Origin of the sequence: Collimonas sp. PA-H2, assembly GCF_002564105.1 — a bacterium.
GTDB lineage: Bacteria > Pseudomonadota > Gammaproteobacteria > Burkholderiales > Burkholderiaceae_D > Collimonas.
On record NZ_PDBX01000001.1, the window covers coordinates 868,886 to 893,014 of the forward strand.

The window sequence follows — 24,129 nt, forward strand, 5'->3', positions numbered from 1 at the left end:
AGGGCTTGCCGATACGTTAATTTCTTGCCGGATTCATAGGCAAAAAACACGCTGGAATTGCTGGCGGAAGGAAAATGGCGCGGCGCAACCAACAATGTCATTTGTCGATATGCGCAGGCCGCCGCTGGCGCATGGGAGATACCACTTGGCGCCGGCAGCCTTAGGGGCTGTTGTTGTCTGCTGCGCGATCAGCTGGTCTGGACGTCGTCACTCACCAGCCATACCCACGATGACGACAGCTCATCGCCGCGTGCCGGCTTGGCGCCGGCGCCGCTGGCTGAAGCCAGGGCGCGGCCATAGGTTTTCACATTGGCCCGCCTGATCGATCTTTCCGTATTCAGGCGGGTGTGCTCGTCGCCCAGCACGATGATGGCTTGCAAGATCACCTGTAATTCATGGTGGTCGGCCAGGCTCTCGGCCACGCGCCGCCAGACATCGGCCTTGGTCCAGCGCCGGAAGCGCATGTAGCTGGTCCTCCAGCGGCCGAATTCCGGCGCCAGGTTGCTCCATGTGCCGGTTTTCAGCGCCACCCACAGCACCGCTTCCATGAACAGGCGATTGTCGCGGCCGCACATGCCGGAATCCCCTGGCCGCCCTACCAGCAAAGGCTCCAGTTTCTCCCATTGATCATCTCGAAGAACGCGGTTAATTTTCTGCATCTATCTACTCTTTGATTGTTGAACTTGAATCAGGCAGCTCGATTTTCCTTTCGGCAAATCTTTTTCTTTTGGAAATCGCCGGATCATATTCAATCGGTTAACCCTGTCGCTATGCGTCCGCCGGTTTGTTAAGTTTGGCGGCTGCATACATGCAAAGAGTAAAAGCAAGAGCCTTATGAAACCACTGAAAAATTGGATTTTTAACTATAGTTCACATAAATTAACGATATTTAACCCTAAAATGGGGTTAGATGCACATTCATTATTTCCACAAGAAAACTAAATGATTTAACTATTTCTTTTGGATAACATTTTTTGGTCATCGGTTTTTCAAAAAAAACAATAACGATGTTTCACAATCCGGAAATTCAAAGTTAACAATTCACCTTATCATAGCCACCCTCGCCAGCCGGAAAAATGACACCCTGCGCCGTAATGCTGTTCAGTTAGGGCAGAACGGCATGGCGTAGGGTGGGCGCTCCGTGCCCACGCAGTATCATGGATATTCGCGTCCCTGACATTCGTGCCCCGGCTACGCGCCCGGCCCATCCGCGTGGGCACGGAGTGCCCGCCCTACGAGTTCCGCAAATAAAAATGCCTTCAGTCTTAACTGAACGGCATTACACCCTACGCCGCCATTACCGCCGCCGATGCTTCAGCCGCGTCGCAAAGAAGCCAGAATCAGGCTAATGTTATAACGCATCATGCGCAGGTAAGTTGGCGCCGGCCCGTCCGGCGCCGATAGCGCATCGGCATACAGCTTGCCGCCCGGCGTGACGCCGGCATCGCGGCTAAGCTGCCGCAGCAGTTGCGGATTGCTCATGTTCTCAAAAAAAACCGCCTTGATATCCAGCTGCCTGATTTGCCGGATCAACGCAGCGATATCGCGCGCGCTGGCTTCGCTTTCAGTCGAGATGCCTTGGGCCGCCAGGAAGCGCACGCCATAATGCGCGCCGAAATATTCAAAGGCGTCGTGCGAAGTGATCGCCATGCGCCGCTGCTCTGGAATCGCGGCAAATTGCAGCAGCGCCCAGCGATCCAGGTCGGCCAGGGCGCGCAGGTAACGTTCGCCGTTGAGCTTGTATTCAGCGCTGCCGGCCGGATCGAGTTTACTCAAGGCGGCAACGATATTGCGGGTGTAGATCATCACGTTGGCCGGATCCTGCCAGACGTGCGGATCGGGCCGCGCGGCGGCATCTGCGCCTGGCCCCGGCCGCTGCCGCGCCGCCACGCCGGTGCTGGCGACCAGCAGGCTGCCGCGGTAGCCGGCAGCGCCGGCCAGACGCTCCATCCAGCCTTCGAAACCGAGGCCGTTGACGACCACCAGCCGCGCCCTGGCAATCGCCTTGACATCGGCCGGCGTTGGCTCGAACACATGAGCGTCCTGGTCGGGACCGATCAGCGTCAACACCGTCACCCGCTCGCCACCGATGGTACTGACAATGTCGCCCAGGATGCTGAAGCTGGCGACTACCGGGATTCTTGCCGCCGCCACGGTGTTGCTGCTGATCGCCAGCAACGCCGTCATTAACAATTGGATGAACCTTTTCACGATAACTCCTGAGGTTGAGAAACAGGCAGGCGGCGCCACAGGCGCGGCAGACAGCCGCGCGGCGCGATCAGCAGCGAAACCAGGTAGCAGACCGCAGCGCAAATGATGATGGTCGGGCCGGATGGGGCCGCAGTGTAATAGGACAGCAGCAAGCCGGCGTAAGCCGCCAGCGCCGCCTGCATGGCGCTGTTGAGCAGCTGCGCCGGCAAGGTGTCGTGCCACAGGCGCGCGGAAACCGCCGGCAGCATCATCAGGCCGACCGCCATCAAGGTGCCCAGGGTCTGGAACGAAGCAACCAGGTTCATCACCACCAGCATCAGAAACAGATGCTGGAACAGGCCGCCACGCGCCCCGCTTGCAGCCAGATAGGAGGGATCGAAACTTTCCAGCAGCAAGCCGCGGTAAGCCAACGCGCCCAGCATCAGGCTGAAGGTGCTGACGCCTGCCACCAGCAACAAGCCGCTGCGGTCGACCCCAAGCACGTTGCCAAACAGGATATGCAGCAGATCCAGCTTGGAGCCATTCATCGATATCAGCATCACGCCGAGCGCCAGCGCAATCAGGTAGACCGAAGCCAGGCTAGCGTCTTCCTTCAGGCCGGTAGTGCGGCTGATGCGGGTCGCCACGGCGACCACGGTCACGCCCGCCAGAAAGCCGCCTATGCTCAGCGCCGGCAGCGACAGGCCGAACAGGATGAAGCCGATCGCCACGCCCGGCAGCACCGCGTGGCTGAGCGCATCGCCGAACAGACTCATGCGGCGCAAGGTCAGCAGCACGCCCAGCGGCGCACTGCTGAGCGCCAGCGCCAGGGCGCCGGCCAAGGCGCGCCGCATGAAGGCAAATTCGGCAAACGGCGCCCAGGCCAGCTGCTGCAGCGCATGCAGCCATGAAAGCAGCGTCACGCGGCCTCCGGCAGGCAGGATCCGGCGCCCGTCTCAGGCATATATCTGGCACGCTGCAGATTGGCTGCGCTCAGCACCTGTCCGGTCTCGCCCCAGGCCACCAGCTGGCGCGCCAGCAAGAGCGCTTGCGGGAAATGCCGGCGCACCTGCTCCTGGTCATGCAGCACCGCGACGACGGTGCGCTGCTGCGCGTGCCAGCCGTGGATCAGCGCCAGCAGGTCCTCGCTGGTCCTGGCATCAACCGCACTAAAGGGTTCATCCAGCAGTATCACATCGGCGTCCTGCACCAGGATGCGCGCAAACAGCACCCGCTGCAGCTGCCCGGCCGACAAACTGCCGAGGGGACGCTGCCCGAAGCCCTGCAGACCCACTGCCCGCAGAGCGTCTTGCGCACCTTCCGCCAGCGCCGAGCTGAGGCCGCCAAGGCCGCCGAGGCGTTGCCAATAGCCGAGGCAGACGCAATCCAGCACCGAGATCGGGAAACTGCGGTCGATCTCCGCCTGCTGCGGCAGATAGGCGATCAGCTTGCGCGCGACATGCATTTCTACCCAGCCGCTGGCAACAGGCGACAGGCCCAGCATGGCCTTCAGCAAAGTACTCTTGCCGGCGCCGTTAGGTCCGACCACCGCCGTCAACGATGCGCGCGTAAAAACGCCGCTGACATGCTGCAGCGCCGCTTGCCGGCGATAAGCGACGCTCACATCGTGCAGCGCGATCACCGGCTTCATCGGAATTCTCCCGCCAGCGCCCAGCACACGCCCAGCCACAGCAGCAGGCAAGCCGGCAGCACCAGCAACAACCGCCGCCATGCCGAACGCGCCAGGATGCTGGCGCGGGCCGCCGGCGCCGCTTCCTGTTGCGCCTGCGATTGATCGATGCGCGGCATGATCATTGACTTCCCTCGGCGCTTCTGTGCCAACCTGGAAACGGATCGTCGAAGCTGTGCCAGGCCGCCGCCAGCGGCCGCGCTGCCGCCGCGCACCAGCCCGGCATCGATGCTGACTTCGCTCATGTCATTGACGATCACCGCCACGCGCTTGCCCTCGCGATTGCGCAATATGTGATTCAGCAAGATGGCTTTGCCGGCGCCAAGGAAACCCGACAACACGATGACAGGAAGGTTTTTTAGTTGACTCATAACGGTCTCTGGAATTGAACAGCGGTCGGACTGCTTGCCTGGCGAGCCCGGGGCCAGCTGGCTTGGACATGAAAATTTCCAGCGCTGACGCGGCACTCCGCATAAATGCAACTCAGTTGCATATCGAGATTGTAATGCAACTATGTTGCATTTGCACGGATTACCTCATGTCAGAGGAATTTGACGGCGTTGCCGATAGCAGGGAGACAGAGAATGGAAGGCGCCGTCCAGAGCTGGACGGCCGGAATGCAAGCAAGTGCCTTGCTGCGCGCCGAGATCAGCTACTCAGGCGGACAGCAAGGCAAGGTTATATATCAGTGCAGGAACCTGCCCGATTTCGCCACCATGGTCAGGTCAACGAACTCCGAACCGTTGTGGCTGCTTGGACTGAAGGTAATGAAATAGCCGCCGGCATCGTAATGGCTGACGGTTTCCAGCGCCCGGATCAGGCTATCGCGCGACAGGTTGCTGCCGGCGCGGCGCAAGCCTTCGACAAACACCTTGGCGGCGATAAAGCCTTCCATGCTGACGTAGTCCCATTGCTTCTTGCCGTCCTGCAGATAGTATTTGCGGTATTCCTTGACGATGGCATGGGTCTCGTCCCACGGCGCTGGCATCACTTGGGCGATCTGCACGCCGCTGGCATCCTTGCCGAGCGCGGTCACCAGCTGCTGGCTGCCGACGAACGAGATGTTCCAGAACGAGGGCGGACTGCCGGCGGCGATCATGGCCTTGATGAAGGCGGCGCTGGAATTATAGGCCGACACCATGATCACCGTCTGCGGCTTGCTGGCGCGGATCTTGGCGACGGCATCGCTGACCTCGACGCTGTTGCGTTCCACCGTGCCGAGCGCGGCCACTTCGATGCCGCGCTTCTTCAAGGCCCGCGTGACGCCTTCCAGGCCAGCCTTGCCGTAGGCGTCATTCTGGTAAAACACTGCGATCCGCTTCAGCGACAAGGTGGTGATCTGCTGCACGATCTTCTCGGTCTCGGCGAAGTAGCTGGCGCGGATATTGAAGACGTTGCGGTTGAACGGTTCGCGCAGCGATTGCGCGCCGGTAAACGGTGCGAAGAACGGCACCTTGGCCTTGCTGACTGCCGGAATCGAAGCATTTGAAGTCGGTGTGCCGACATAGCCGAACAAGGCCAGCACCTCATCCTGCTCGATGAATTGCTTGGTGTTCGCGGCGGCGCGGTCCGGCTCGTAGCCGTCGTCCAGGGTCTTCAAGATGATCTTGCGGCCAAACACGCCGCCGCTGGCGTTGACCTGATCGAAATAAGCCTGGGCGCCGTCATGCATGCCCTTGCCCAGTTCCTTCGCCGGACCGGAAAACGCTGCTGACTGTCCCAGGGTAATGGTGCTGGCGGTGACGCCGGTTTCGGCTTGGCAGATGGCGGCCGTCAGCAACAGCGATGAGAGGACAAGTATTTTTTTGAAGCGCATGGGAATCCGATCCTTCACAGGAATTGAGTTGATAGAGACTGCAAGGCCAGCCGATGTTAGCGCTACCTGAAAACCGCGTAAAACGACGCCCGAAATTGTGCGGCCCAATGTTTACTTCGTAATGCGAAATGAGCGCGAGATCAGGCGATGGCAAAGCCGATTTGCCTGCACGCTGCAACCTGAATCAGCACGCAGGCAATAGCAAAAACGAGCGCATGGTTTGTTGCAGTGCAGAAAATTTCGCTAAGTAAAACGCAAAGCAGGTAATGCTGTCAAGCAAGCGACGCATATTCGTCGCTAAAAAACAGAGAAACAGTTATCGCTATATTTCACGGGGAATAGCGTAGGCAAGCCTCACTATTCGAGCGAAATTGCCACCTAACAACATTACCAATATGATGTGGGCACGTTGCGCAAACCGCACCGATAGTCGCCAAGGGCCAGGGCATCAATGCCAGCGACTACCGCGATGTCGTGAATGCACTCAAAAAGCAGCAGCTAGACAAGCAGTCTATTAGGGCTTGCTGTCGTCCGAGGAACTGGCGCACGAAGTGCAAAAATATTTCTTGCAACCGACATGACTGGCGAAGCAAAAATCATAAAACTGGCGGCGGGAGCGCAACGTCGGATAACTCTTTGAGCAGCAGCGCTTGGCAAAAAACACGAGCAATTCAATTTATTTCCTGTTGGTATTTTTATGCCAGTCACCGGCCGCAATCCCTTTGTTTTGTAACCGAAGCGCATGCGGGCGACCTTCAATGGTTATAATGAGAATCATTATTAGTAATGGTGTTTTTGTATGAGACTTTGCGACTTGACCCCGTTTACACCTGCAGTCATCGAACAGGTAGAAGATGTATTGGCTGCGGACCCTATCGCCAAACGTTTGCGCGAGCTGGGATTCGTCAACGGCGAAGCGGTCAGCGTGGTAGCGCGCGGCCCGGTGGGCGCCGATCCGCTGATGATACAAATCGGCTTCACCCGTTTCGCCCTGCGTCGCGCCGAAGCGCACCGGGTGCATGTCAACCTGGCTTCCTGAATCAAGCACCATGTCCAGCACTAGCTCCCTGCGCATCGCCCTGGTCGGCAATCCCAATTGCGGCAAGACCGCCCTCTTCAACCAGTTGACCGGCAGCCGCCAGAAAGTTGCGAACTATGCCGGCGTCACGGTCGAACGCAAGGAGGGCCGTTTCAGCGCACCGTCCGGCCGCGTGTTCCAGTTGCTCGACCTGCCCGGCGCCTACAGCCTGGAAGCGACCAGCCCGGATGAAATGATCACGCGCAAGGTCTGCCTCGGCCAGATGCCGGGCGAGGCGCTGCCCGATCTGGTGGTGTGCGTGGCGGATGCCACCAATCTGCGCCTACACCTGCGTTTCGTGCTGGAAGTGAAACGGCTGGGCCGGCCGATGGTGCTGGCGCTGAACATGATGGACGCCGCCCGCAAGCGCGGCATCGGCATCGACCGTGAAGAATTGGAACGCCGCCTTGGCATTCCGGTAATCGAGACGGTGGCGGTGCGCAGTGGTGGCGCCCGCGCGCTGATCCAGCACCTGGACCAGGCCGGCGCGCCGGCCTTGGCAGCCACGGCGGCCGGAACAAGCGACGATGACTTGCACGCACAGGTACGTGCGATGCTGGCCGCGGCTGTCACCATGCCGCGCAATACTTCGATAATCGACGACGCCATCGACCGCTGGGTGCTGCATCCGGTGATGGGACTGGCGCTGCTGGCCGCTATCATGTTCTTTATTTTCCAGGCGGTGTTCTCCTGGGCGCAGCCGCTGATGGCGGCGATCCAGGCCGGCGTCAGCGCCGTCGGCGCCTGGGTCACGGCGGCGATGCCGGAAAGCCTGTTGCGCAGCCTGATCAGCGACGGCATCTTCGGCGGCCTCGGCACCGTGCTGGTGTTCCTGCCGCAGATCCTGATCCTGTTTTTCTTCATCCTGGTGCTGGAAGAATCCGGCTACCTGCCGCGCGCCGCCTTCCTGCTGGACCGCATGATGTTCAAGGCCGGCCTCACCGGCCGCTCCTTCATCCCGCTGCTGTCGAGCTTTGCCTGCGCGATTCCCGGCATCATGGCCACGCGCAGCATCCAGGATCCGCGCGACCGCCTGACCACCATCCTGGTGGCGCCGCTGATGACCTGCTCGGCGCGCCTGCCGGTGTATACGCTGCTGATCGCCGCCTTCATTCCCAACACCAGCGTGTGGGGTCTGTTCAACATGCAAGGCATGGTGCTGTTCGTGCTGTATGTGGCCGGTATCGTCAGCGCGCTGGCGGTCTCCTGGGTCATCAAGCGCGTACGCAAGGACAAGAGCGAGCATGCCTTGCTGATGGAGCTGCCCTCCTACCGCCTGCCCGGCGCCCGCAATATCGCCATCGGCCTGTGGGAGCGGGCGCTGATCTTCCTGCGCCGCGTCACCACCATCATCCTCGCCCTCACCGTCTTGCTGTGGTTCCTGTCGACCTTCCCCGGCCCACCCGCAGGCGCCACCCTGCCGGCCATCGACTACAGCCTGGCCGGCCGCATCGGCCACCTGCTGGAATACGTGTTTGCACCGATCGGCTTCAACTGGCAGATCTGCATCGCGCTGGTGCCCGGCATGGCGGCGCGTGAAGTGGCCGTATCTGCGCTCGGCACGGTGTACGCCATGTCCGGCAGCGAAGAGGCGATCACGTCGCAGCTGGGCCCGATGATCGCCCGCCAATATGGTCGCTGGCGACCGCGTTGGCGCTGCTGGCCTGGTACGTGTTCGCTCCGCAGTGCATGTCGACGCTGGCGGTGATGCGGCGCGAAACCAACTCCTGGAAAGTGGTCGCAGCCGCCACTGCCTACCTGTTCGGCCTGGCCTACCTGGCCGCGTTCCTGACTTATCAAATCACAAGGCTGCTGACATGACCCCGTTCCTGATCATCCAAGCCATCGTCATCAGCCTGGCGGTAATCGCCAGCCTGATCTACGCCTGCCGCCGCCTGATGCCAGCCACCAGCCAGCGTGTGCAGACAAGGCTCGCAGCATCACTAAGCCAACCGGCAAGCCCATTCCTGTTGCGCAAGCTAGGCGAACAGCTACAGCCAACAGCCATGGCAGGCGGCTGCGGCAGCGGATGTGGCTCATGCTCCACCGGCTGCAGCACAAGCTCCCCAACAACAGAAGAACAACCCGTTAAATTTCACTAACGACCTAGCGAATAAAGTAAAAACTGCAGCAGCTGCGGAAACCCATAGAGGCTGTGGTGTCTGGGGTTGCTTTTGACGCTGCCGTTGCTTTTGATTTTGAAGTTGGGGTTGCTTTTGAAGTACCCCGCATTGAGACGTTGCCAAATCCGGCGCGTGTCAGCCGGGAATTGTGGGGGACATGTCTGAGCCGAAGGCGAGTTTTGTCCCCCACCCGGCTGATACGCGCCGGATTTGGGGACCTCCTGCGGAGGTGACGGCTTCGGCAGGAGCGGTGCTCCAGCCCTTCTTTTTGGTTACTTTTCTTGCGCCCGGCGAGGGGGCGAAGCAAGAAAAAGTGACTGGCTGCCGGCCCCCCCGGCAAACATCCACGGAGCAGCAAACGTTTTAGCAACCCTCAGGCCGTTCTTAGCATGCCACCGCACTCACTCCGTAGAACGTCAAATGGGGTCAGAGTAATTTTCGCAAAAACCGCGAAAAAAAACTCTGACCCCATTTGACTGCTTTTGCGTTCAGTTACGGTTGGCTAGTCATCCTGCAGGGCAAACCGCGCACAATACTCGTCGGTGATCAAGCCCGACCACCACCCACCCCGCAACACCGCCCGGATCGCCTCCGCCTTCTTCGCCCCACCCGCCATTCCGATCACCGGCTTCGACGGCGGCGATCTTAACGGCAAACTGGTGACCCGCTCCTCGATAGGCGAAGCAATCAGCCGCCCATCCCCCGCAATCGCATGCCCGATCATCTCCCCCACCGCCCCATGCGCCTGCAACTGCGCCACCTCCGCCGCGGTAAGAAAGCCATCCTCATGCATAGGACAGCCAGGCGCAATCGTACCGACCCCGATAAACGTCACATCCGCCTGCTGCGCCAGATCCGCTACGATACGGTACACCCGGTGATGACACCACTGCCGCATATCCTCGGCGCTGTCCGCCACCAGCGGCGCCGGCAGCAAAAAGAAACGCCCCTGCGTTTTATCCGCAACCGTCAGCGCCACGTCATAGCGGTTCGACGAACCGTCCGCCGCAATCGCCCCCACCATCGACACAATCCGGTGCTGCGGCCTGTCCATTTCACTCACCGCCTCCAGCACCGCCTTCAGGGTGCGGCCGGAACCGACATTCACCACCAGCGGATTTTCCTGCTGCAGGTAGCGCTCGACAACCTCGGCGCCCACCACCGCCAGCATCTGCTGCACGCCGGCATCGTCCACCATCTTATTGGCCACCTTATCGGCCGCACCCATGCTCGGCACCACATGGCACTGCTCCAGGCCATAGCGCTGCTGCAAGGCTGCCGCCAGCTCCAGGCATTCCGATACCGGATGCTCGACCCGCACCTTGACCAGCCCCGATTCGCGCGCATAAGCCACCAGCCGCTGCGCCATCTGCCGCGAAATACCCAGGTGGTCGGCGATCTCATTCTGGGTATCGCCAACCACGTAATACATCCACGCAGCCCGGGCTGCGAGATCCAGTTTTTCATTTCTTGATGCCATTTGATGTCCCTTTTTCGTCGGCGTGCGGCAACGCTGAGCTCTTGTTGCAGTGCACTGCAGCCGCCGCCTGCGTACGGCATGCGATCACGAATTGTCCCAGATAGCGCACCGCAACATAAGCATTCGGCAGGGATTTATTCGGCAAAAAAAATCTTGACATGACTTGGATCATGAATGATTATTTGCTCAACGAGAAGTCTTTTGCTCAATATTTTCACTGAAGCGCACGAAAATGCAGAACAAGGGACAGCGTTACAACAGCTTTCAGGCGGCCGGCGCAAGCGCGGCGTGCCGAAGAAAGTGACAAAGCGAAGCCGCGCAAGTCGGCATGGCTAATTGATGATTCCTACCACGGAGACAAACATGAAACGTCGCAGCATCGGCAACAGCCCGTTCGCAGCCATCTTGGCCCCTCTTTCCATGGCAATGCTCTGCAGCAGCGCCTGGGCCGCCCCGGTTACCGTCAACATCGCAACGATCAACAATCCGGACATGATCGAACTGCAAAAGCTTTCCACCAATTTCGAAACCGCCAATCCCGACATCAAGCTGCGCTGGGTGGTGCTGGAAGAAAACGTCCTGCGCCAGCGCGTCACTACCGACATCGCCACCGGCAGCGGCCAGTTCGACCTGATGACCATCGGCGCGTATGAAGCGCCGATCTGGGCCAAGAAAGGCTGGCTGGCGCCGATGGAAGGCCTGCCTGCCAGCTACGATGAAGGCGACCTGATCAAGACCGTGCGCGACGGCCTGACCGAAGGCGGCAAGCTGTACGCGCTGCCGTTCTACGCCGAAAGCTCGATGACCTACTACCGCAAGGACTTGTTTGCAGAAAAGGGCTTGAAAATGCCTGAGCATCCGACCTACACGGACATCGCCGGCTTCGCTGAAAAACTCACCGACAAGCAGAACGGCATCGCCGGCATCTGCCTGCGCGGCCGCGCCGGCTGGGGCGAGAACATGGCGCTGGTCGGCACCATGGTGAATACCTTCGGCGCCCGCTGGTTCGATGAAAAATGGCAGCCGCAGTTGAATACGCCGGAATGGAAAAACGCCGTCACCACCTATGTCGACCTGCTGCGCAAATACGGTCCGCAAGGCGCCACTTCCAACGGCTTCAACGAAAACCTGGTGCTGTTCTCCAGCGGCAAATGCGGTATGTGGATAGACGCCACCGTCGCCGCCGGCATGATCTACAGCAGCAAGGAATCGAAGGTCGTAGGCAAGGTCGCGTTTGCGCCGGCGCCGGTGGCCGTCACGCCGAAGGGCGCGCACTGGCTGTGGATCTGGTCGCTGGCGATTCCGAAGTCGTCGAAATCGCAAGACGCCGCCAAGAAATTCGCCGCCTGGGCCACTTCCAAGGAATACATCCAGCTGGTAGCCAAGGAAAAAGGCTGGGGCCTGGTTCCTCCCGGCACCCGCATGTCGACCTACGCTTCGCCTGACTACAAGAAGGCCGCGCCGTATTCCGACTTCGTCCTGAGCGCGATCCAGACTGCCGACACCAAGGACGCCACCTTGCAGAAAGTGCCTTACACCGGCATCCAGTTTGCGACGATTCCCGAGTTCCAGTCGCTCGGCACGGTAGTCGGCCAGGCGATTGCCGGAGCGCTGGCGGGCAAGTCGACCGTCGACGTCGCGTTGCAGACCTCGCAGAGCCAAGCGGACCGGGTAATGCGTCAAGGGCGTTATATTAAATAAATGCGCAAGTAATCCGTAGGGTGGGCACTCCGTGCCCACGCGTGACCGTGATAGCCGGAGTACAGACTCACACGGCAGCAAAGCAGGCAAAGACGCGGAGTACATCCACGCGTGGGCACGGAGTGCCCACCCTACCCCTTCTCGCCAATCGGCGCGACAAAAATGTAAGAGGTAAATCATGTCAACTCCTTTCGCCCAGGCTGCCAGCGCGGCCGTGCTGGCGCGGCCCAGCGCCAGCAAGTTCAAGCCGGTACGGCTGCTGCAAACGCCTTCCGTGCTGTTGCTGCTGCTGTGGATGATCGTGCCGCTGGCGATGACGTTGTACTTCTCGGTCATCCGCTACAACCTGATGATGCCGGATGCTACCGGTTTCGTCGGCCTGGACAACTATGCCTTCCTGCTCAGCGATCCGGCATTCTGGCCGTCGATCCTCAATACGCTGGTGCTGATCGGTTCGGTGCTGGTCATCAGCGTGGTCGGCGGCACCTTGCTGGCGGTGCTATTCGACCAGCCCTTCTTCGGCCGCGGCATTGCTCGCCTGCTGGTGATCGGTCCCTTCTTCGTAATGCCCACCGTAGCCGCCCTGATCTGGAAAAACATGATCCTGCATCCGGTCTACGGCCTGCTGGCATGGGCTATGCGCCTGGTCGGCCTGGAACCGGTCGACTGGCTGGCTGAATACCCGATGCTGTCGGTGATCATGATCGTCGCCTGGCAATGGATTCCGTTTGCCTTCCTGATCCTGCTGACCGCACTGCAGTCGCTGGACATGGAACAGAAGGAAGCGGCGCAGCTGGACGGCGCCGGGCCGGTGCGGGTGTTCTGGTATGTGGTGCTGCCGCATCTCAAGCGCGCCATCACGGTCGTCATCATGATCGAAACCATTTTCCTGCTGTCGATCTTCGCCGAAATCTTCACCACTACCGCTGGCGGCCCCGGCACGGCGACCACCAACCTGGCTTATCTGGTGTATTCGATCGGCCTGCAGCAATTCGACATCGGCATCGCCTCGGCCGGCGGCATCATCGCCGTGGTGCTGGCTAACATAGTGTCGTTCTTCCTGGTACGGATGATGGCCAAGAACCTGAAAGGAGCGAACGAAAAATGAAAGCTAAAAACACCAATCGCCTGTGGCTGGGCGTGCTGGCCTGGGCCTGCGCCATTGTCCTGTTCTTCCCCATCTTCTGGGTGGCGATCACCGCCTTCAAGACCGAGCACCAGGCTTATGTGCCTAGCCTGATTTTCTGGCCGACGCTGGAAAGCTTCCACGAAGTGCTGGCGCGCAGCAGCTACATGAACTTCGTCAGCAACTCGCTGATCGTCTCGCTCGGCTCCACCGTGCTGGCGCTGCTGATCGCGGTGCCGGCAGCCTACTCGATGGCCTTCTTCCCGACCGCCAAGACCCAGAAACTGCTGCTGTGGATGCTGTCGACCAAGATGATGCCTGCGGTCGGCGTGCTGATCCCGATCTACCTGCTGGCCAAGAACAGCGGCCTGCTCGACACCGTGACCGGCCTGACCATCATCTATACCCTGATCAACCTGCCGATCGCGGTGTGGATGGCGTTCACCTATTTCAACGACGTGCCCAAGGAAATCCTGGAAGCGGCACGCATAGACGGCGCCAACGCCTGGCAGGAAATGCTGTACCTGCTGCTGCCGACGTCCATGCCGGGACTGGTCTCGACCGCCCTGCTGCTGATCATCCTGTCCTGGAACGAAGCATTCTGGAGCATCAACCTGACCAGCGTCAGCGGCGCCCCGCTGACCGTCTTCATCGCTTCCTATTCGAATCCGGAAGGCTTGTTCTGGGCTAAGCTGTCGGCGGCATCCTTGTTGGCGATCGCGCCGATCATGGTGCTCGGCTGGCTGGCGCAAAAGCAGCTGGTGCGCGGCCTCACCTTTGGCGCGGTGAAATGACGCTGATGACGAATCCCGCAATGAACCAACATATCACTCACCTGATCTGCGACTGCGACGGCGTCCTGCTGGACAGTGAAAGCATCGCCCTCGCTGTCCTGCATCGGCAGCTGAGCAGCTACCTGCCGCGTGGCGTAGTGCAAAGCAACGGCCAGAACGAACTGGCGCTCGAGTTGGCGCTGCATGGCGCGATTGCGGAACGGCTGGGCATGATGACCGACCAACTGCTGGATGAACTCAACGCCCAGTTCAGCCTCGGCTTGCTGGCGCCCGACTACTCCACCATCAACATGGCTGTCAGCCGCGCCTGCAGCGAAGAAGTCACGGCGGTGCCGGGCGTGATCGAAGTGCTGGCGGCGATCCCCTTGCCCAAGGCCGTCGCCAGCAACAGCAGCCTGTTGCGCATAGACGCCGGCTTGCGGCGCTGCGGCTTGCTGGAACTGTTCGACGGCCATATCCACAGCGGCCACGACATGGGCACGCCCAAGCCGGCGCCGGATGTCTACCTGGCGGCCGCCGCCGGCTTCCAGGTCGCGCCACGGCATTGCATCGCCATCGACGACAGCGTCACCGGCGTCCGTTCCGCGGTCGCCGCCGGCATCCGCGTGTTCGGCTTTACCGGCGTTGCGCACGACCGCGGCCAGGCTGCCGCGCGCCTGCTGGCGGCGGGCGCCGAGCAGGTATTCGAGGACATGCAACAGCTGCCCGGCCTGCTGGCGGCTTAGTTGCACAATTTTTACACGATTTCAGTCATCGCCCTGGCGCTGAGCGGCAAGGTGATTCGAGAATAAAACAGAAGGAGACCATCATGGCAGGCGTAAAAATCAGGAACCTCATCAAGAGCTACGACGACAATGAAGTCATGCGCGACATCAACCTGGATATCGACGATGGCGAATTCGTGGTCTTCGTCGGCCCCAGCGGCTGCGGCAAATCCACCCTGCTGCGCATGATCGCCGGCCTGGAAGACATCAGCAGCGGCGACCTGTTCATCGGCGACACCCGCATGAACGACGTGCCGCCGGCCAAGCGCGGCATCGCCATGGTGTTCCAGTCCTATGCGCTGTACCCGCACATGACGCTGTACGACAACATGGCTTTCGGCCTGAAAATCGCCGGCAAGTCGAAAGCCGAGATCGACGCCGCCGTGCAGAAGGCGGCCAAGACCCTGCATATCGACCATCTGCTGGACCGCAAACCCAAGGCCCTGTCCGGCGGACAGCGCCAGCGCGTCGCCATCGGCCGCGCCATCACGCGCGAACCCAGCGTATTCCTGTTCGACGAACCGCTGTCCAACCTGGATTCGGCGCTGCGGGTCAAGATGCGCCTGGAATTTTCACGACTGCACGACCAGCTCAAGACCACCATGATCTATGTCACCCACGACCAGATCGAAGCCATGACCCTGGCCGACAAGATCGTGGTGCTGTCGGCCGGCCGCATCGAGCAGATCGGCTCGCCGCAGCAGCTTTACCATCATCCGGCCAACCGTTTCGTGGCCGGCTTCATCGGCTCGCCGAAGATGAATTTCATCGACGGCAAGGTAGTTGCCATCGGCGGCAACGGCGTGCTGGTGGAACTAGCCAGCGGCGGCCGCCAGTCGGTCGCGGTGGATGGCAGCAGCTTGCAGATCGGCGCCGCGGTCAGCATCGGCGTGCGCGCCGAACATTTGATGCTGGATGCGCAGACGCCGATGCTCAAGGCCAGATTCACGGTGCTGGAAGCGCTTGGCGATTTCTCCTATCTGTACGCCGATTCGACAGCATCCGAGGAACCGCTGGTGCTGCGCGTGGCCGATACCGTCAGCATGCAGCGCGGCAGCGAGATCGGCGTCTCGGCCGATCCGCTGCGCTGCCATCTGTTCGACCAGAGCGGCCGTGCCTTGCCCCGGCTGGATGCCGCTGGAGGCGCCGCAGCGGCGGACCAGGGCCGCGCAGCTGCCCAGGTGGCGTAAAACCACCGCCAGCCAGCCGACTATCGAGAACAGCGCTTTTGTCATTCGCGTTTATCAATATTTATCAGGACTCATCATGCAAGTCACTTCCTCCGCTGCCAATGGATCCGAGCAGATCTGGCTGCACATAGGCGCAGGCTCTTTCCACCGCGCCCACCAGGCGGTCTATCTTCATCATCTGATGGAGAGCGGCGACCGCAGCTGGTCGCTGGCGCTGGCCAACATCCGCGACGACATGACGCCGCTATTGGATGCGCTGGAACAGCAGGACGGCGCCTATACGCTGGAAACCGTCACGCCCGGCGGCGTCCGCAGCTATGAAGTGATCCGCTCGATCAAGACCATCGTGCCGTGGGACGCCGCGCTGCTGGAACTGACCGCCATCGGCGCCCGCAGCAGCACCAAGGTGATTTCCTTCACCGTCACCGAAGGCGGCTACTATCTCGATCACCAGCATCGCCTCGACACCGCCAATCCCGATCTGGCCGCCGACCTGCAAGGCGAACTGAACACCATCTACGGCGCCATGACCGCCATCCTGCGCGCCCGCGCCGCGGCCAACGGCGGCCCGGTGACTCTGCTCAACTGCGACAACCTGCGCCATAACGGCGAACGCTTCCATGACGGCTTGCTGCAGTTTCTTGCACTGCGCGGCGAGACCGCCTTGCAGCAATGGGTAAAGGAACATACTCGCAGCCCCAATTCCATGGTCGACCGCATTACGCCGCGCCCTACCGACGAAGTGCGGGCGCGCGTGGCGCAGGCATGCGGCGAGCCCGATCCATGCGCGATCATGGCCGAATCGTTCATCCAGTGGGTGATCGAGGATGACTTTGCCGCCGGCCGTCCGGCGCTGGAAAAAGTCGGCGTCGAAATGGTGAAATCGGTGCTGCCCTATGAAGAAGCCAAGATCCGCATACTCAACGCCACCCACAGCTGCGTCGCCTGGGCCGGCACGCTGGTGGGGCTTACCTATATCGACCAGGATTGCGCGCGCCCGGATATCCGCAAAATGGCCTTCGACTATGTGACGCAAGACGTCATCCCCTGCCTGACGCCCAGTCCGCTCAATCTGGAAAGCTACCGCGATACCGTGCTGGAACGCTTCAGCAATCCGAATATCCAGGACAGCAACCAGCGCGTCGCCGCCGACGGCTTCTCCAAGATCCCTGGCTTCATCGTACCGACCTTGCAGGAATGCCTGGCGCGCGGCGCCGTACCGCATGCCACGCTGCTGCTGCCGGCGCTGTTCTTCCTGTTCCTGCAACGCTGGGCCAGCGGCGAGCTGCCCTACGCCTACCAGGACGGCGTGTTCGACGCCACCGCCACCCGCGCCATGCTGGCCAGCGCCGACCCTCTGCGCGCCTATTGCGCCGATACCGCCTTATGGGGCAAACTAGCTGGCAGCGCGCAGCTGGAATTACCGCTGCGCGAGGCAGTCATCCGGGTCCAGGATTGGCTGGCGCAACAAAGCTGATCCGGCTGGATACCGCAACTACTGCCGTCGACCGGGTTCGCCCGGCCAGCGCCTGCGTGCGCTGAAAACTAATCTAGTTGTTTAATCTATCTGTTGTTTATGTTGTTTGCGAGCGCGTGCGCCGGATAGTCCAAGCCGGCCCAGCCGCTCGCAACAAAGCGCCCTACGCGTAGAGGAATTGGAAAATGTATCTGGGCATAGACCTGGGCACCTCGGAAGTCAAGGTAGTCCTGATGGACCAGGCCGGCAATCTGCTGGCCGACGCCGGCTCCGCACTCACTGTCTCGCGGCCGCAGCCGCGCTGGTCGGAGCAGGATCCGGAGCAGTGGTGGCAAGCCACCGGCGACACCATCGCCAAGCTGCGCGCCAAGGCGCCGCAGCAGTTCAGCGAGGTGCGCGCCATCGGCCTGTCCGGCCAGATGCATGGCGCGGTCGTGCTCGATGCCAAAGACAAGGTATTGCGTCCCGCGATACTCTGGAACGACCTGCGCAGCATCAGCGAATGCGCCGAACTTACCGCCCGCGCGCCGCAGCTGCACCAGATCGCCGGCAACCTCGCCATGCCCGGCTTCACCGCCCCCAAGCTGCTCTGGCTGGCGCGCCATGAACCGCAGATATTCGCCGCCATGGCCACCGTGCTGCTGCCCAAGGACTGGCTGCGCCTGAAACTCACCGGCAACAAAGTCTCCGAACCCTCCGACGCCGCCGGCACGTTATGGCTGGATGTCGCCAAGCGCGACTGGTCCGACCAACTGCTGGCCGCCACCGGCATGCGGCGCGCGCATATGCCGCGCCTGGTGGAAGGCGGCGAATCTTCCGGCACGCTGCTGCCTGAAGTAGCCAAGGCCTGGGGCTTGTCGCCTGCAGTCATTGTCGCCGGCGGCGGCGGCGACGGCGCCGCCAGCGCGGTCGGCATCGGCGCGGTCAATCCCGGCGACGGCTTCATATCGCTAGGCACCTCCGGCGTGCTGTTCGTCGTCAACGACCGCTTCCGCCCCAATCCCGCCCAGGCGGTACACGCCTTCTGCCACGCCCTGCCCGGCCGCTGGCACCAGATGAGCGTGATGCTCTCCGCCGCCAGCTGCCTGCGCTGGTTCTGCCGCCTGGTCAGCGTCGACGAAGCCACCCTGCTCAACGAAATCGCGGCGCTAGGCCCGGCCGAACTGGAAAACGCCCCACTGTTCCTGCCCTACCTGTCCGGCGAACGCACGCCCCACAACGACCCCTACGCCCAAGGCGTCTTCCATGGTTTGTCGCACGCCCACGGCCGCGCCGCCCTGGGCTACGCCGTGATCGAAGGCGTCAGCTTCGGCATGGCCGACGGCCTGCATGCCTTGCATACGGCAGGTACCGAAGTGACCGAATTATCGCTGGTAGGCGGCGGCTCGCGCAGCCCCTACTGGGCGCAACTGATCGCCGATACGCTGAACGTGCGGATGGTGACCCACATCGGCAGCGAAACCGGCGGCGCGCTTGGCGCTGCACGGCTGGCCTGGCTGGCGGCCAATGATCAATCCGACAAGGAAGCCACCATTTGCGCCAAACCGCCGCAGCGCGAGGCATTCACGCCCAACCCACAGCGCCATGCGGCTTTGCTGCCGCGGCTGGAGGCTTATCGGGAGATTTACCGCTGCCGGCCGCAACGCGTTGCGGACCCTGATCTGAGCCTGCATTGACTGGGCTTCACTTTTGATTGATTGCTGATAAAATCATTGTCAGCTTTTGCGGTATCTATTGCGGAAGCAGTGCCGGTGTAGCTCAGTTGGTAGAGCAATTCATTCGTAATGAAGAGGTCGGGGGTTCGACTCCTCTCTCCGGCACCACAAGGAATTTCAGGAAATCATCATAAAACGCCGAAAACCAGGTAAAAACATGGTTTTCGGCTTTTTTTCATCTGCGATCGGCGCCAGTCGCGACAAGCCATAGTATTTTTCAAAACCTGAGATAAAAGCATATGAACCCTGACGTTTCTTGCATCATTCCCTCTTTCAATGGCATGGAGCGGCTAGACGCCGCCGTGCAGTCGGCATTGAACCAGCAAGGAGTAAATGTAGAAGTCGTCATAGTAGACGACTGCAGCAATAACGAAACACGCAACTTCATATTGGAACTGGCTCGCCGCGATGAGCGCATCAGGCCGTTTCTTCTGCCGGAAAATGGCGGGCAAAGTGCGGCGCGGAATATAGGGGCAATGATTGCGCGCGCTCCCTTTATCACGTTTCTGGATCAGGACGATGAGCACTGCGAAGGATGGTACGAAGCCGCAGTGGAGGTCTTTCGGTTGCAGCCGCAGCTGGGCGCGTTATCCGGACATGCGCGCGTGATGGATATCCCGGCGCGGTTCGGCATAGATGAGACCGACTTGAGGATCAGGGGCCTGAGCCTGGTGTTCATGACAAACGTCGTCTGTCGCCGCAGCGTGTTTCTGGCCTCTAGCGGCTTCCCCACGGCAGCGATCTGGCGCTCGCCCATTGCAGGTGAGGATGGCGTGTACCGCACTGCCTTGATGCGCCACTGGAATGGCGCGCGCTGCGACTTCCCTGCCCTCAGGCATTGGGCCAAGGAAGGCGGCACAACCGTGGGTTTTCTGGAACGCAGCAAGGTAGTCGACGATACAGTTCACATCGAAGCAACTGAACTCGAACGCAGTGGTGAATTACAGGCTGCTCTGGATGTATTCCTGGCCGACATCGCACGCATCGCGCGGGAATGTCAGTCATGTGCGGTTCGCCAAGAATGACTGATTCCCTTTGTTTCATGCATCTGCCTCATTCTGCCTGGGCTGGCGCCGACGCTATCCATCGCGATCTGCTGGCCAGCAGGGATCTGGTGTATGACACTTGCCAGTTCACCAGTACAGAACCGCGGATGGAAGCGGAAAGCGCCGAGTACGGCGCCTATGCCTTCGAACTGAATGGCTTGGCCATGCGCTTTCGCACGGCCAAAATCACGCCCACCAAAACCGGACAATTCGTGACTCTGTGGAAGCGCGTCGGCAAAGGTCCGATCCAGCCTTACGACATGGCGGATGCAGTCGATTTTTTTATCGTATGCACGCGCACGGAGGAGTTTTTCGGACAATTCGTTTTTCCAAAATCGGTATTGCGCGCGCAGGATGTGGTTTCTGAAAACGGCGCCGGCGGCAAGCGCGCTATGCGCGTCTATCCGCCTTGGGACCTGGCCACCAACCGGCAGGCGCAAAAAACCCAGGCCTGGCAGCTAGCCTATTTCCTGGAGCTGCCGCACAGCGGCGCCATAGACTACGAACGGGCACGCTTGCTGTATCGTCAAGAGCGATAATAATTTCAAGCAGCAATCATCAGGAGCACGGGCGCAAACAAGCGTCCTCCGTTACCGCTGCCGACCACGGCGGCTGCGGCTTTAAAACCACATACTGCATGATGGCATCGCACCGTGGCACTAGGGAACTGCCGATTTCTGTATCATTCCCCCATGCCAATGTTCCAAAGCATCAAGTTCCGCCTGATTGGCCTCGGTATCCTGATTATCGCGGCCGGCATCGGCTTGCGCCTGTTTTTTGCGCTGCCTTTTGCCCAAGGCTTGCTGCGCGACGAGGTGGCGGCCCAGCAATTGTCGGTGGCGTCGTATGTCGCGCGCGACATCGGCCATAGCATCCAGGCGCGCCGCGCGCTGCTCGCCGAACTGAGTTCGGTGCTGCCGCCGGCGCTGCTGTCGAAGCCGGAACAGCTGACGGCCTGGCTGCGTGAACGGCAGCGCATCAATCCCTTGTTCAACAGCGGCTTGCTGGTGGTGCGGCCGGACGGCAACGGGCTGCTGGCGGAATATCCGACAGTGGCCGGACGCGGCAGCCTGGTGTTTTCCGATGCCGACTGGTTCGGCGCGGCGCTGCAGGCCGATGCGCCGGTGATGGGGCGGCCGCGGCGCGGACGCGCCAACGGCGAGCCGATCATGATCATGGCGGCGCCGGTGCGCAACAGCGCGCGCCAGGTAGTGGCGGTGCTGGCCGGCGTGGTGGTGCTGAACACACCCGGCTTTCTCGACCGTCTGCAGGAAACCCGGCTCGGCGCCGGCGGCGGCTTCCTGCTGGTGTCGCCGGCCGACAAACTGTTCGTCGGCGCCAGCGATCCGGCGATGGTGCTGACGCCGACCCCGCCACCCGGCGTCAACCTGCTGCACGACCGTGCCATGGCCGGTTACCGTGGCACCGGCATCACCATCAACGCCAAGGGCGTGGAAGAACTGTCGGCGATGGTGACGGTGCCCGGCACCGGCTGGTTCGTGGTGGCGCGCATCCCGACCGCCGAGGTATTCCATCCAATTAACGCCATGCTCGGCTTCTATCTGCGCAACACGCTGGCGATCGTCGCCGGCATGATCATCATCATGCTGCTGCTGTTGCCGCGCACTTTGCGGCCGCTGACCGATGCCGCCCATGCGATGCGCGAGATGGCGGACGGCAAGCGCCAGCTGGCGCCGCTGCCGGTACAGCGGCACGACGAGGTCGGCAGCCTGGTGCTCGGTTTCAATTACCTGGTGGAGCGGCTGCGCGACAAGGAAGCGGCGCTCAAGGCGAGCGAGGCGCGCATGGCGTTCATGGCGCACCACGATGCGCTGACCGGCCTGTGCAACCGGGCCATGCTGGAAGACCGTCTGCAGCAGGCGATGGCGCGGGCGCAGCGCGACGGTTCTCATTTTGCCTTGCTGTTTTGCGATCTCGATGATTTCAAGCCGATCAACGACGTCTTCGGCCACGAGGCCGGCGACGCCATCCTGCGCCAGGTGGCGGCGCGCCTGCTGGACGAACGCCGCAGCACAGATACCGTGGCGCGCCTGGGCGGCGATGAATTTGTCGTCTTGCTGAGCGATCTCAGCGATGCGCGCGAGGGCGCGATCAGCGTCGCCCGGCAATTGCTGGATGCGATCGGCATCCCGTTCAATATCGACGGCCAGCTGTTCGAACTGAGCGCTTCGATCGGTATTGCCTTGCATGCGCAGGCTGGGATTTCCACTTCGCAGCTGATGTCACAGGCCGATATCGCCATGTATCAGGCCAAGCGGGCGGGAAAGAATGAGTATTGTGTGTTCGAGGAGTCGCTGGAGCCCTTTCGCGTTTAGCGCAAGGGCTGGCATGCTGCAGAGTGGGCAAATTTTGCCCATGCGCTATCGCGATGCGCACGCGTGGGCACAGATGCCCACGCTACGGTTTATTTCTTGGCAGGAGCCGGTTTGTCATCCAGCTGGAAGCCGCAGACGAATTTCATCATCACTTCGGCGACCGATCCGGCAGCCGGTTTGACATAGGTGGAGTTTTTCAGGGCGTCGCTGTGATCGACCTTGGCGCCGCCGCCGTCGAGTTCAGCAAACAAGATTTCCTTGCTCAGGCGCAGGGTCTTGGCCTTGCAATCGTACTGGGTGAAATCCTGGTAAGACTGGAAAGTCGCCAGCGCCTTGGGGTCGCCGTCGTTCTTGCGTGGTTCCTTGAAGTTCCACATGGACCATGCTTCACGAATGCCCTTGGTTTCCTTGATCGATGCCTGGTCCAGCTTCAGTTCGGAAGTATCGCTGGAACCGACGGATTGCCAGTCGGCGGCGTTGGCCGCTACACAAGCGAGGCCGAGAGTCAGGGTGAGCGCTAATTTCTTCATGTGGTTTTCCTTATAAGGTGCGTGCAAGGTTCGACTTCGCATAGTAAACATTAATTCCCGCCGTGAGGCGGCGAATTGGTAACAAAATGAAAATCAAAAAACCCCGCACGCGGCGGTAATGCCGTTCAGTTAAGACTGAACGGCATTTTTATTTGCGGAGCTCGTAGGGTGGGCACTCCGTGCCCACGCGGACGGGCCGGGGCGCGTAGCCGGGGCACGAATGCCAGGGACACGAATATCCATGATACTGCGTGGGCATGGAGCGCCCACCCTACGGCAGCGATTTTCAGTAAGGAATGATTAGTTGTGTAGCAATTTTGTATCCGGCCAGTTGCTGTGCCCCTGCTTATGTGGTCGAACTGATGGCGCTGCTGTTCGCATTCGGCGCGATAAGCGCTGCGGGCTTCCTGAGTTCGCGACAAAGCACCGGTAGGGTGGGTACTCCGTGCCCACGCGGATAGGACGGGGGCGCGCAACCCGGGTGCGAATGCCCAGGGACGTAAATCTCCACGGCACTGCGTGGGCACGGAGTGCCCACCCTACGCCATGTCGTTCTGCCCTTACTGAACAGCATTACGCACGCGGCCGGGCTTTTTGTCAGCAGCGCTGATTTGCTGCTGGGAATCGGCTTAGCCCTTAGGTTTCGACAGGCATTGCTTCATGAATGCCTTGCGGTCGTCGCCCTTTTTACCGCTGGCGTCGACATTGCATGACTTCATTTTTTCCTGCTGTGTCATGGGAGCGGCGGCTGCCGGCTTTGTGCTCAGGCAATCTTTCATGAAAGCCTTGCGGTCATCGCCCGCTTTGCCGGCGGCGTCCTTGTTGCAGGTTGCCATCTTGCTTTGCTGCGTATTTGCGGCAAATGCTGGATTAAAGATAAAGCAGCAAGCGAGCAGTGCCAGAGCTGACATTTTTTTCATGGTTTTCTCCGTTTCCAACAGTTGGGTTAGACCGCCCGACCGAATGCAGTAAGGCTTGCTGCATTACAGCACGAAAATTGTCGGCTGCCAATATGTTAGCTATATGCATATGCGACGCCGGCATAAGAGCCTGTTTGCATCGTTATCGCATAA

The 24,129-nt window shown here is 60.9% G+C and carries 21 protein-coding genes, 1 tRNA gene and 2 pseudogenes; 14 read left to right on the plus strand and 10 right to left on the minus strand.

The features are described 5' to 3' along the window. Positions 1–188 precede the first annotated feature (188 nt). From BCF11_RS03860 to BCF11_RS03885, 6 genes and pseudogenes are all read right to left on the minus strand, one after another. Positions 189–659 carry a transposase gene (locus BCF11_RS03860; protein ID WP_098493570.1) on the minus strand — a complete coding sequence of 157 codons (471 nt, stop codon included), beginning with the start codon at positions 657–659 and terminating at the stop codon, positions 189–191. 655 nt (positions 660–1,314) lie between these two features. Next, positions 1,315–2,187: a metal ABC transporter substrate-binding protein gene (locus tag BCF11_RS03865; RefSeq protein WP_098493571.1), complete on the minus strand. Its 873-nt coding sequence runs from the start codon at positions 2,185–2,187 to the stop codon at positions 1,315–1,317. Between the two features lie 20 nt (positions 2,188–2,207). Next, positions 2,208–3,113, minus strand: a complete 906-nt coding sequence (locus tag BCF11_RS03870; protein ID WP_369827727.1) for a metal ABC transporter permease — start codon at positions 3,111–3,113, stop codon at positions 2,208–2,210. Beyond that, positions 3,110–3,841 carry a metal ABC transporter ATP-binding protein gene (locus tag BCF11_RS03875; protein ID WP_098493572.1) on the minus strand — a complete coding sequence of 244 codons (732 nt, stop codon included), beginning with the start codon at positions 3,839–3,841 and terminating at the stop codon, positions 3,110–3,112. Before BCF11_RS03875 ends, BCF11_RS03870 begins: the two co-directional genes overlap by 4 nt. A 241-nt stretch (positions 3,842–4,082) precedes the next feature. Beyond that, positions 4,083–4,251 (minus strand): annotated as a pseudogene (locus BCF11_RS03880) (GTP-binding protein); the annotation flags it as partial. A gap of 314 nt (positions 4,252–4,565) precedes the next feature. Continuing rightward, complete coding sequence (locus BCF11_RS03885) at positions 4,566–5,696, minus strand: ABC transporter substrate-binding protein (RefSeq protein ID WP_098493573.1); 1,131 nt, start codon at positions 5,694–5,696, stop codon at positions 4,566–4,568. Positions 5,697–6,510: 814 nt separating this feature from the next. Here BCF11_RS03885 and BCF11_RS03890 point away from each other — a divergent pair. From BCF11_RS03890 to BCF11_RS27405, 3 genes and pseudogenes are all read left to right on the plus strand, one after another. Further along, positions 6,511–6,735, plus strand: coding sequence for a FeoA domain-containing protein (locus tag BCF11_RS03890; protein ID WP_233212355.1), 225 nt, complete (start codon positions 6,511–6,513; stop codon positions 6,733–6,735). A gap of 10 nt (positions 6,736–6,745) precedes the next feature. Continuing rightward, positions 6,746–8,595, plus strand: a pseudogene (locus BCF11_RS03895) (ferrous iron transporter B). Continuing rightward, on the plus strand, positions 8,592–8,876 hold the full coding sequence (locus BCF11_RS27405) for a DUF6587 family protein (RefSeq protein ID WP_143751246.1): 285 nt from the start codon (positions 8,592–8,594) through the stop codon (positions 8,874–8,876). Before BCF11_RS03895 ends, BCF11_RS27405 begins: the two are co-directional and overlap by 4 nt. 523 nt (positions 8,877–9,399) lie before the next feature. On the opposite strand, the gene BCF11_RS03900 is transcribed toward BCF11_RS27405, so the two are convergent. After that, entirely contained in the window at positions 9,400–10,377 is a 978-nt protein-coding gene (locus tag BCF11_RS03900) for a sugar-binding transcriptional regulator (protein ID WP_098493575.1), read from the minus strand. Next, entirely contained in the window at positions 10,361–10,537 is a 177-nt protein-coding gene (locus BCF11_RS27895; RefSeq protein WP_158229135.1) for a hypothetical protein, read from the minus strand. The genes BCF11_RS03900 and BCF11_RS27895 overlap by 17 nt, the downstream gene beginning before the upstream one ends. Before the next feature lie 260 nt (positions 10,538–10,797). Here BCF11_RS27895 and BCF11_RS03910 point away from each other — a divergent pair, with 260 nt between their 5' ends. The 11 genes from BCF11_RS03910 to BCF11_RS03960 all read left to right on the plus strand — a co-directional run bounded on the left by BCF11_RS03910 (position 10,798) and on the right by BCF11_RS03960 (position 22,526). Continuing rightward, positions 10,798–12,078, plus strand: coding sequence for a sugar ABC transporter substrate-binding protein (locus BCF11_RS03910; protein ID WP_369827832.1), 1,281 nt, complete (start codon positions 10,798–10,800; stop codon positions 12,076–12,078). Positions 12,079–12,256: 178 nt separating this feature from the next. Further along, a complete protein-coding gene (locus BCF11_RS03915) occupies positions 12,257–13,186 on the plus strand; it encodes a carbohydrate ABC transporter permease (RefSeq protein ID WP_098493578.1) in 930 nt (309 codons plus the stop codon). Continuing rightward, a complete protein-coding gene (locus BCF11_RS03920) occupies positions 13,183–13,998 on the plus strand; it encodes a carbohydrate ABC transporter permease (RefSeq protein ID WP_098493579.1) in 816 nt (271 codons plus the stop codon). The genes BCF11_RS03915 and BCF11_RS03920 overlap by 4 nt, the downstream gene beginning before the upstream one ends. Positions 13,999–14,018: 20 nt before the next feature. Further along, positions 14,019–14,723, plus strand: coding sequence for an HAD-IA family hydrolase (locus BCF11_RS03925; protein WP_098497312.1), 705 nt, complete (start codon positions 14,019–14,021; stop codon positions 14,721–14,723). An 83-nt stretch (positions 14,724–14,806) separates the two neighbouring features. After that, positions 14,807–15,952, plus strand: coding sequence for an ABC transporter ATP-binding protein (locus BCF11_RS03930; protein WP_098493580.1), 1,146 nt, complete (start codon positions 14,807–14,809; stop codon positions 15,950–15,952). 76 nt (positions 15,953–16,028) lie between these two features. Next, entirely contained in the window at positions 16,029–17,429 is a 1,401-nt protein-coding gene (dalD, locus tag BCF11_RS03935; RefSeq protein ID WP_098497313.1) for a D-arabinitol 4-dehydrogenase, read from the plus strand. Between the two features lie 185 nt (positions 17,430–17,614). Continuing rightward, on the plus strand, positions 17,615–19,105 hold the full coding sequence (xylB, locus tag BCF11_RS03940) for a xylulokinase (protein ID WP_098493581.1): 1,491 nt from the start codon (positions 17,615–17,617) through the stop codon (positions 19,103–19,105). A gap of 71 nt (positions 19,106–19,176) precedes the next feature. Further along, positions 19,177–19,252 (plus strand) — tRNA-Thr (locus BCF11_RS03945). A gap of 131 nt (positions 19,253–19,383) precedes the next feature. Beyond that, positions 19,384–20,169, plus strand: a complete 786-nt coding sequence (locus BCF11_RS03950; protein ID WP_098493582.1) for a glycosyltransferase family A protein — start codon at positions 19,384–19,386, stop codon at positions 20,167–20,169. Then, entirely contained in the window at positions 20,166–20,729 is a 564-nt protein-coding gene (locus tag BCF11_RS03955) for a MepB family protein (protein WP_233212356.1), read from the plus strand. Before BCF11_RS03950 ends, BCF11_RS03955 begins: the two co-directional genes overlap by 4 nt. 153 nt (positions 20,730–20,882) lie before the next feature. Next, positions 20,883–22,526, plus strand: coding sequence for a diguanylate cyclase domain-containing protein (locus BCF11_RS03960; RefSeq protein WP_098493584.1), 1,644 nt, complete (start codon positions 20,883–20,885; stop codon positions 22,524–22,526). An 89-nt stretch (positions 22,527–22,615) separates the two neighbouring features. Here BCF11_RS03960 and BCF11_RS03965 read toward each other — a convergent pair whose 3' ends face one another. Next, a complete protein-coding gene (locus BCF11_RS03965; protein ID WP_098493585.1) occupies positions 22,616–23,056 on the minus strand; it encodes a surface-adhesin E family protein in 441 nt (146 codons plus the stop codon). 629 nt (positions 23,057–23,685) lie between these two features. Next, positions 23,686–23,976, minus strand: coding sequence for a PsiF family protein (locus tag BCF11_RS03970; protein ID WP_098493586.1), 291 nt, complete (start codon positions 23,974–23,976; stop codon positions 23,686–23,688). Positions 23,977–24,129 lie beyond the last annotated feature (153 nt).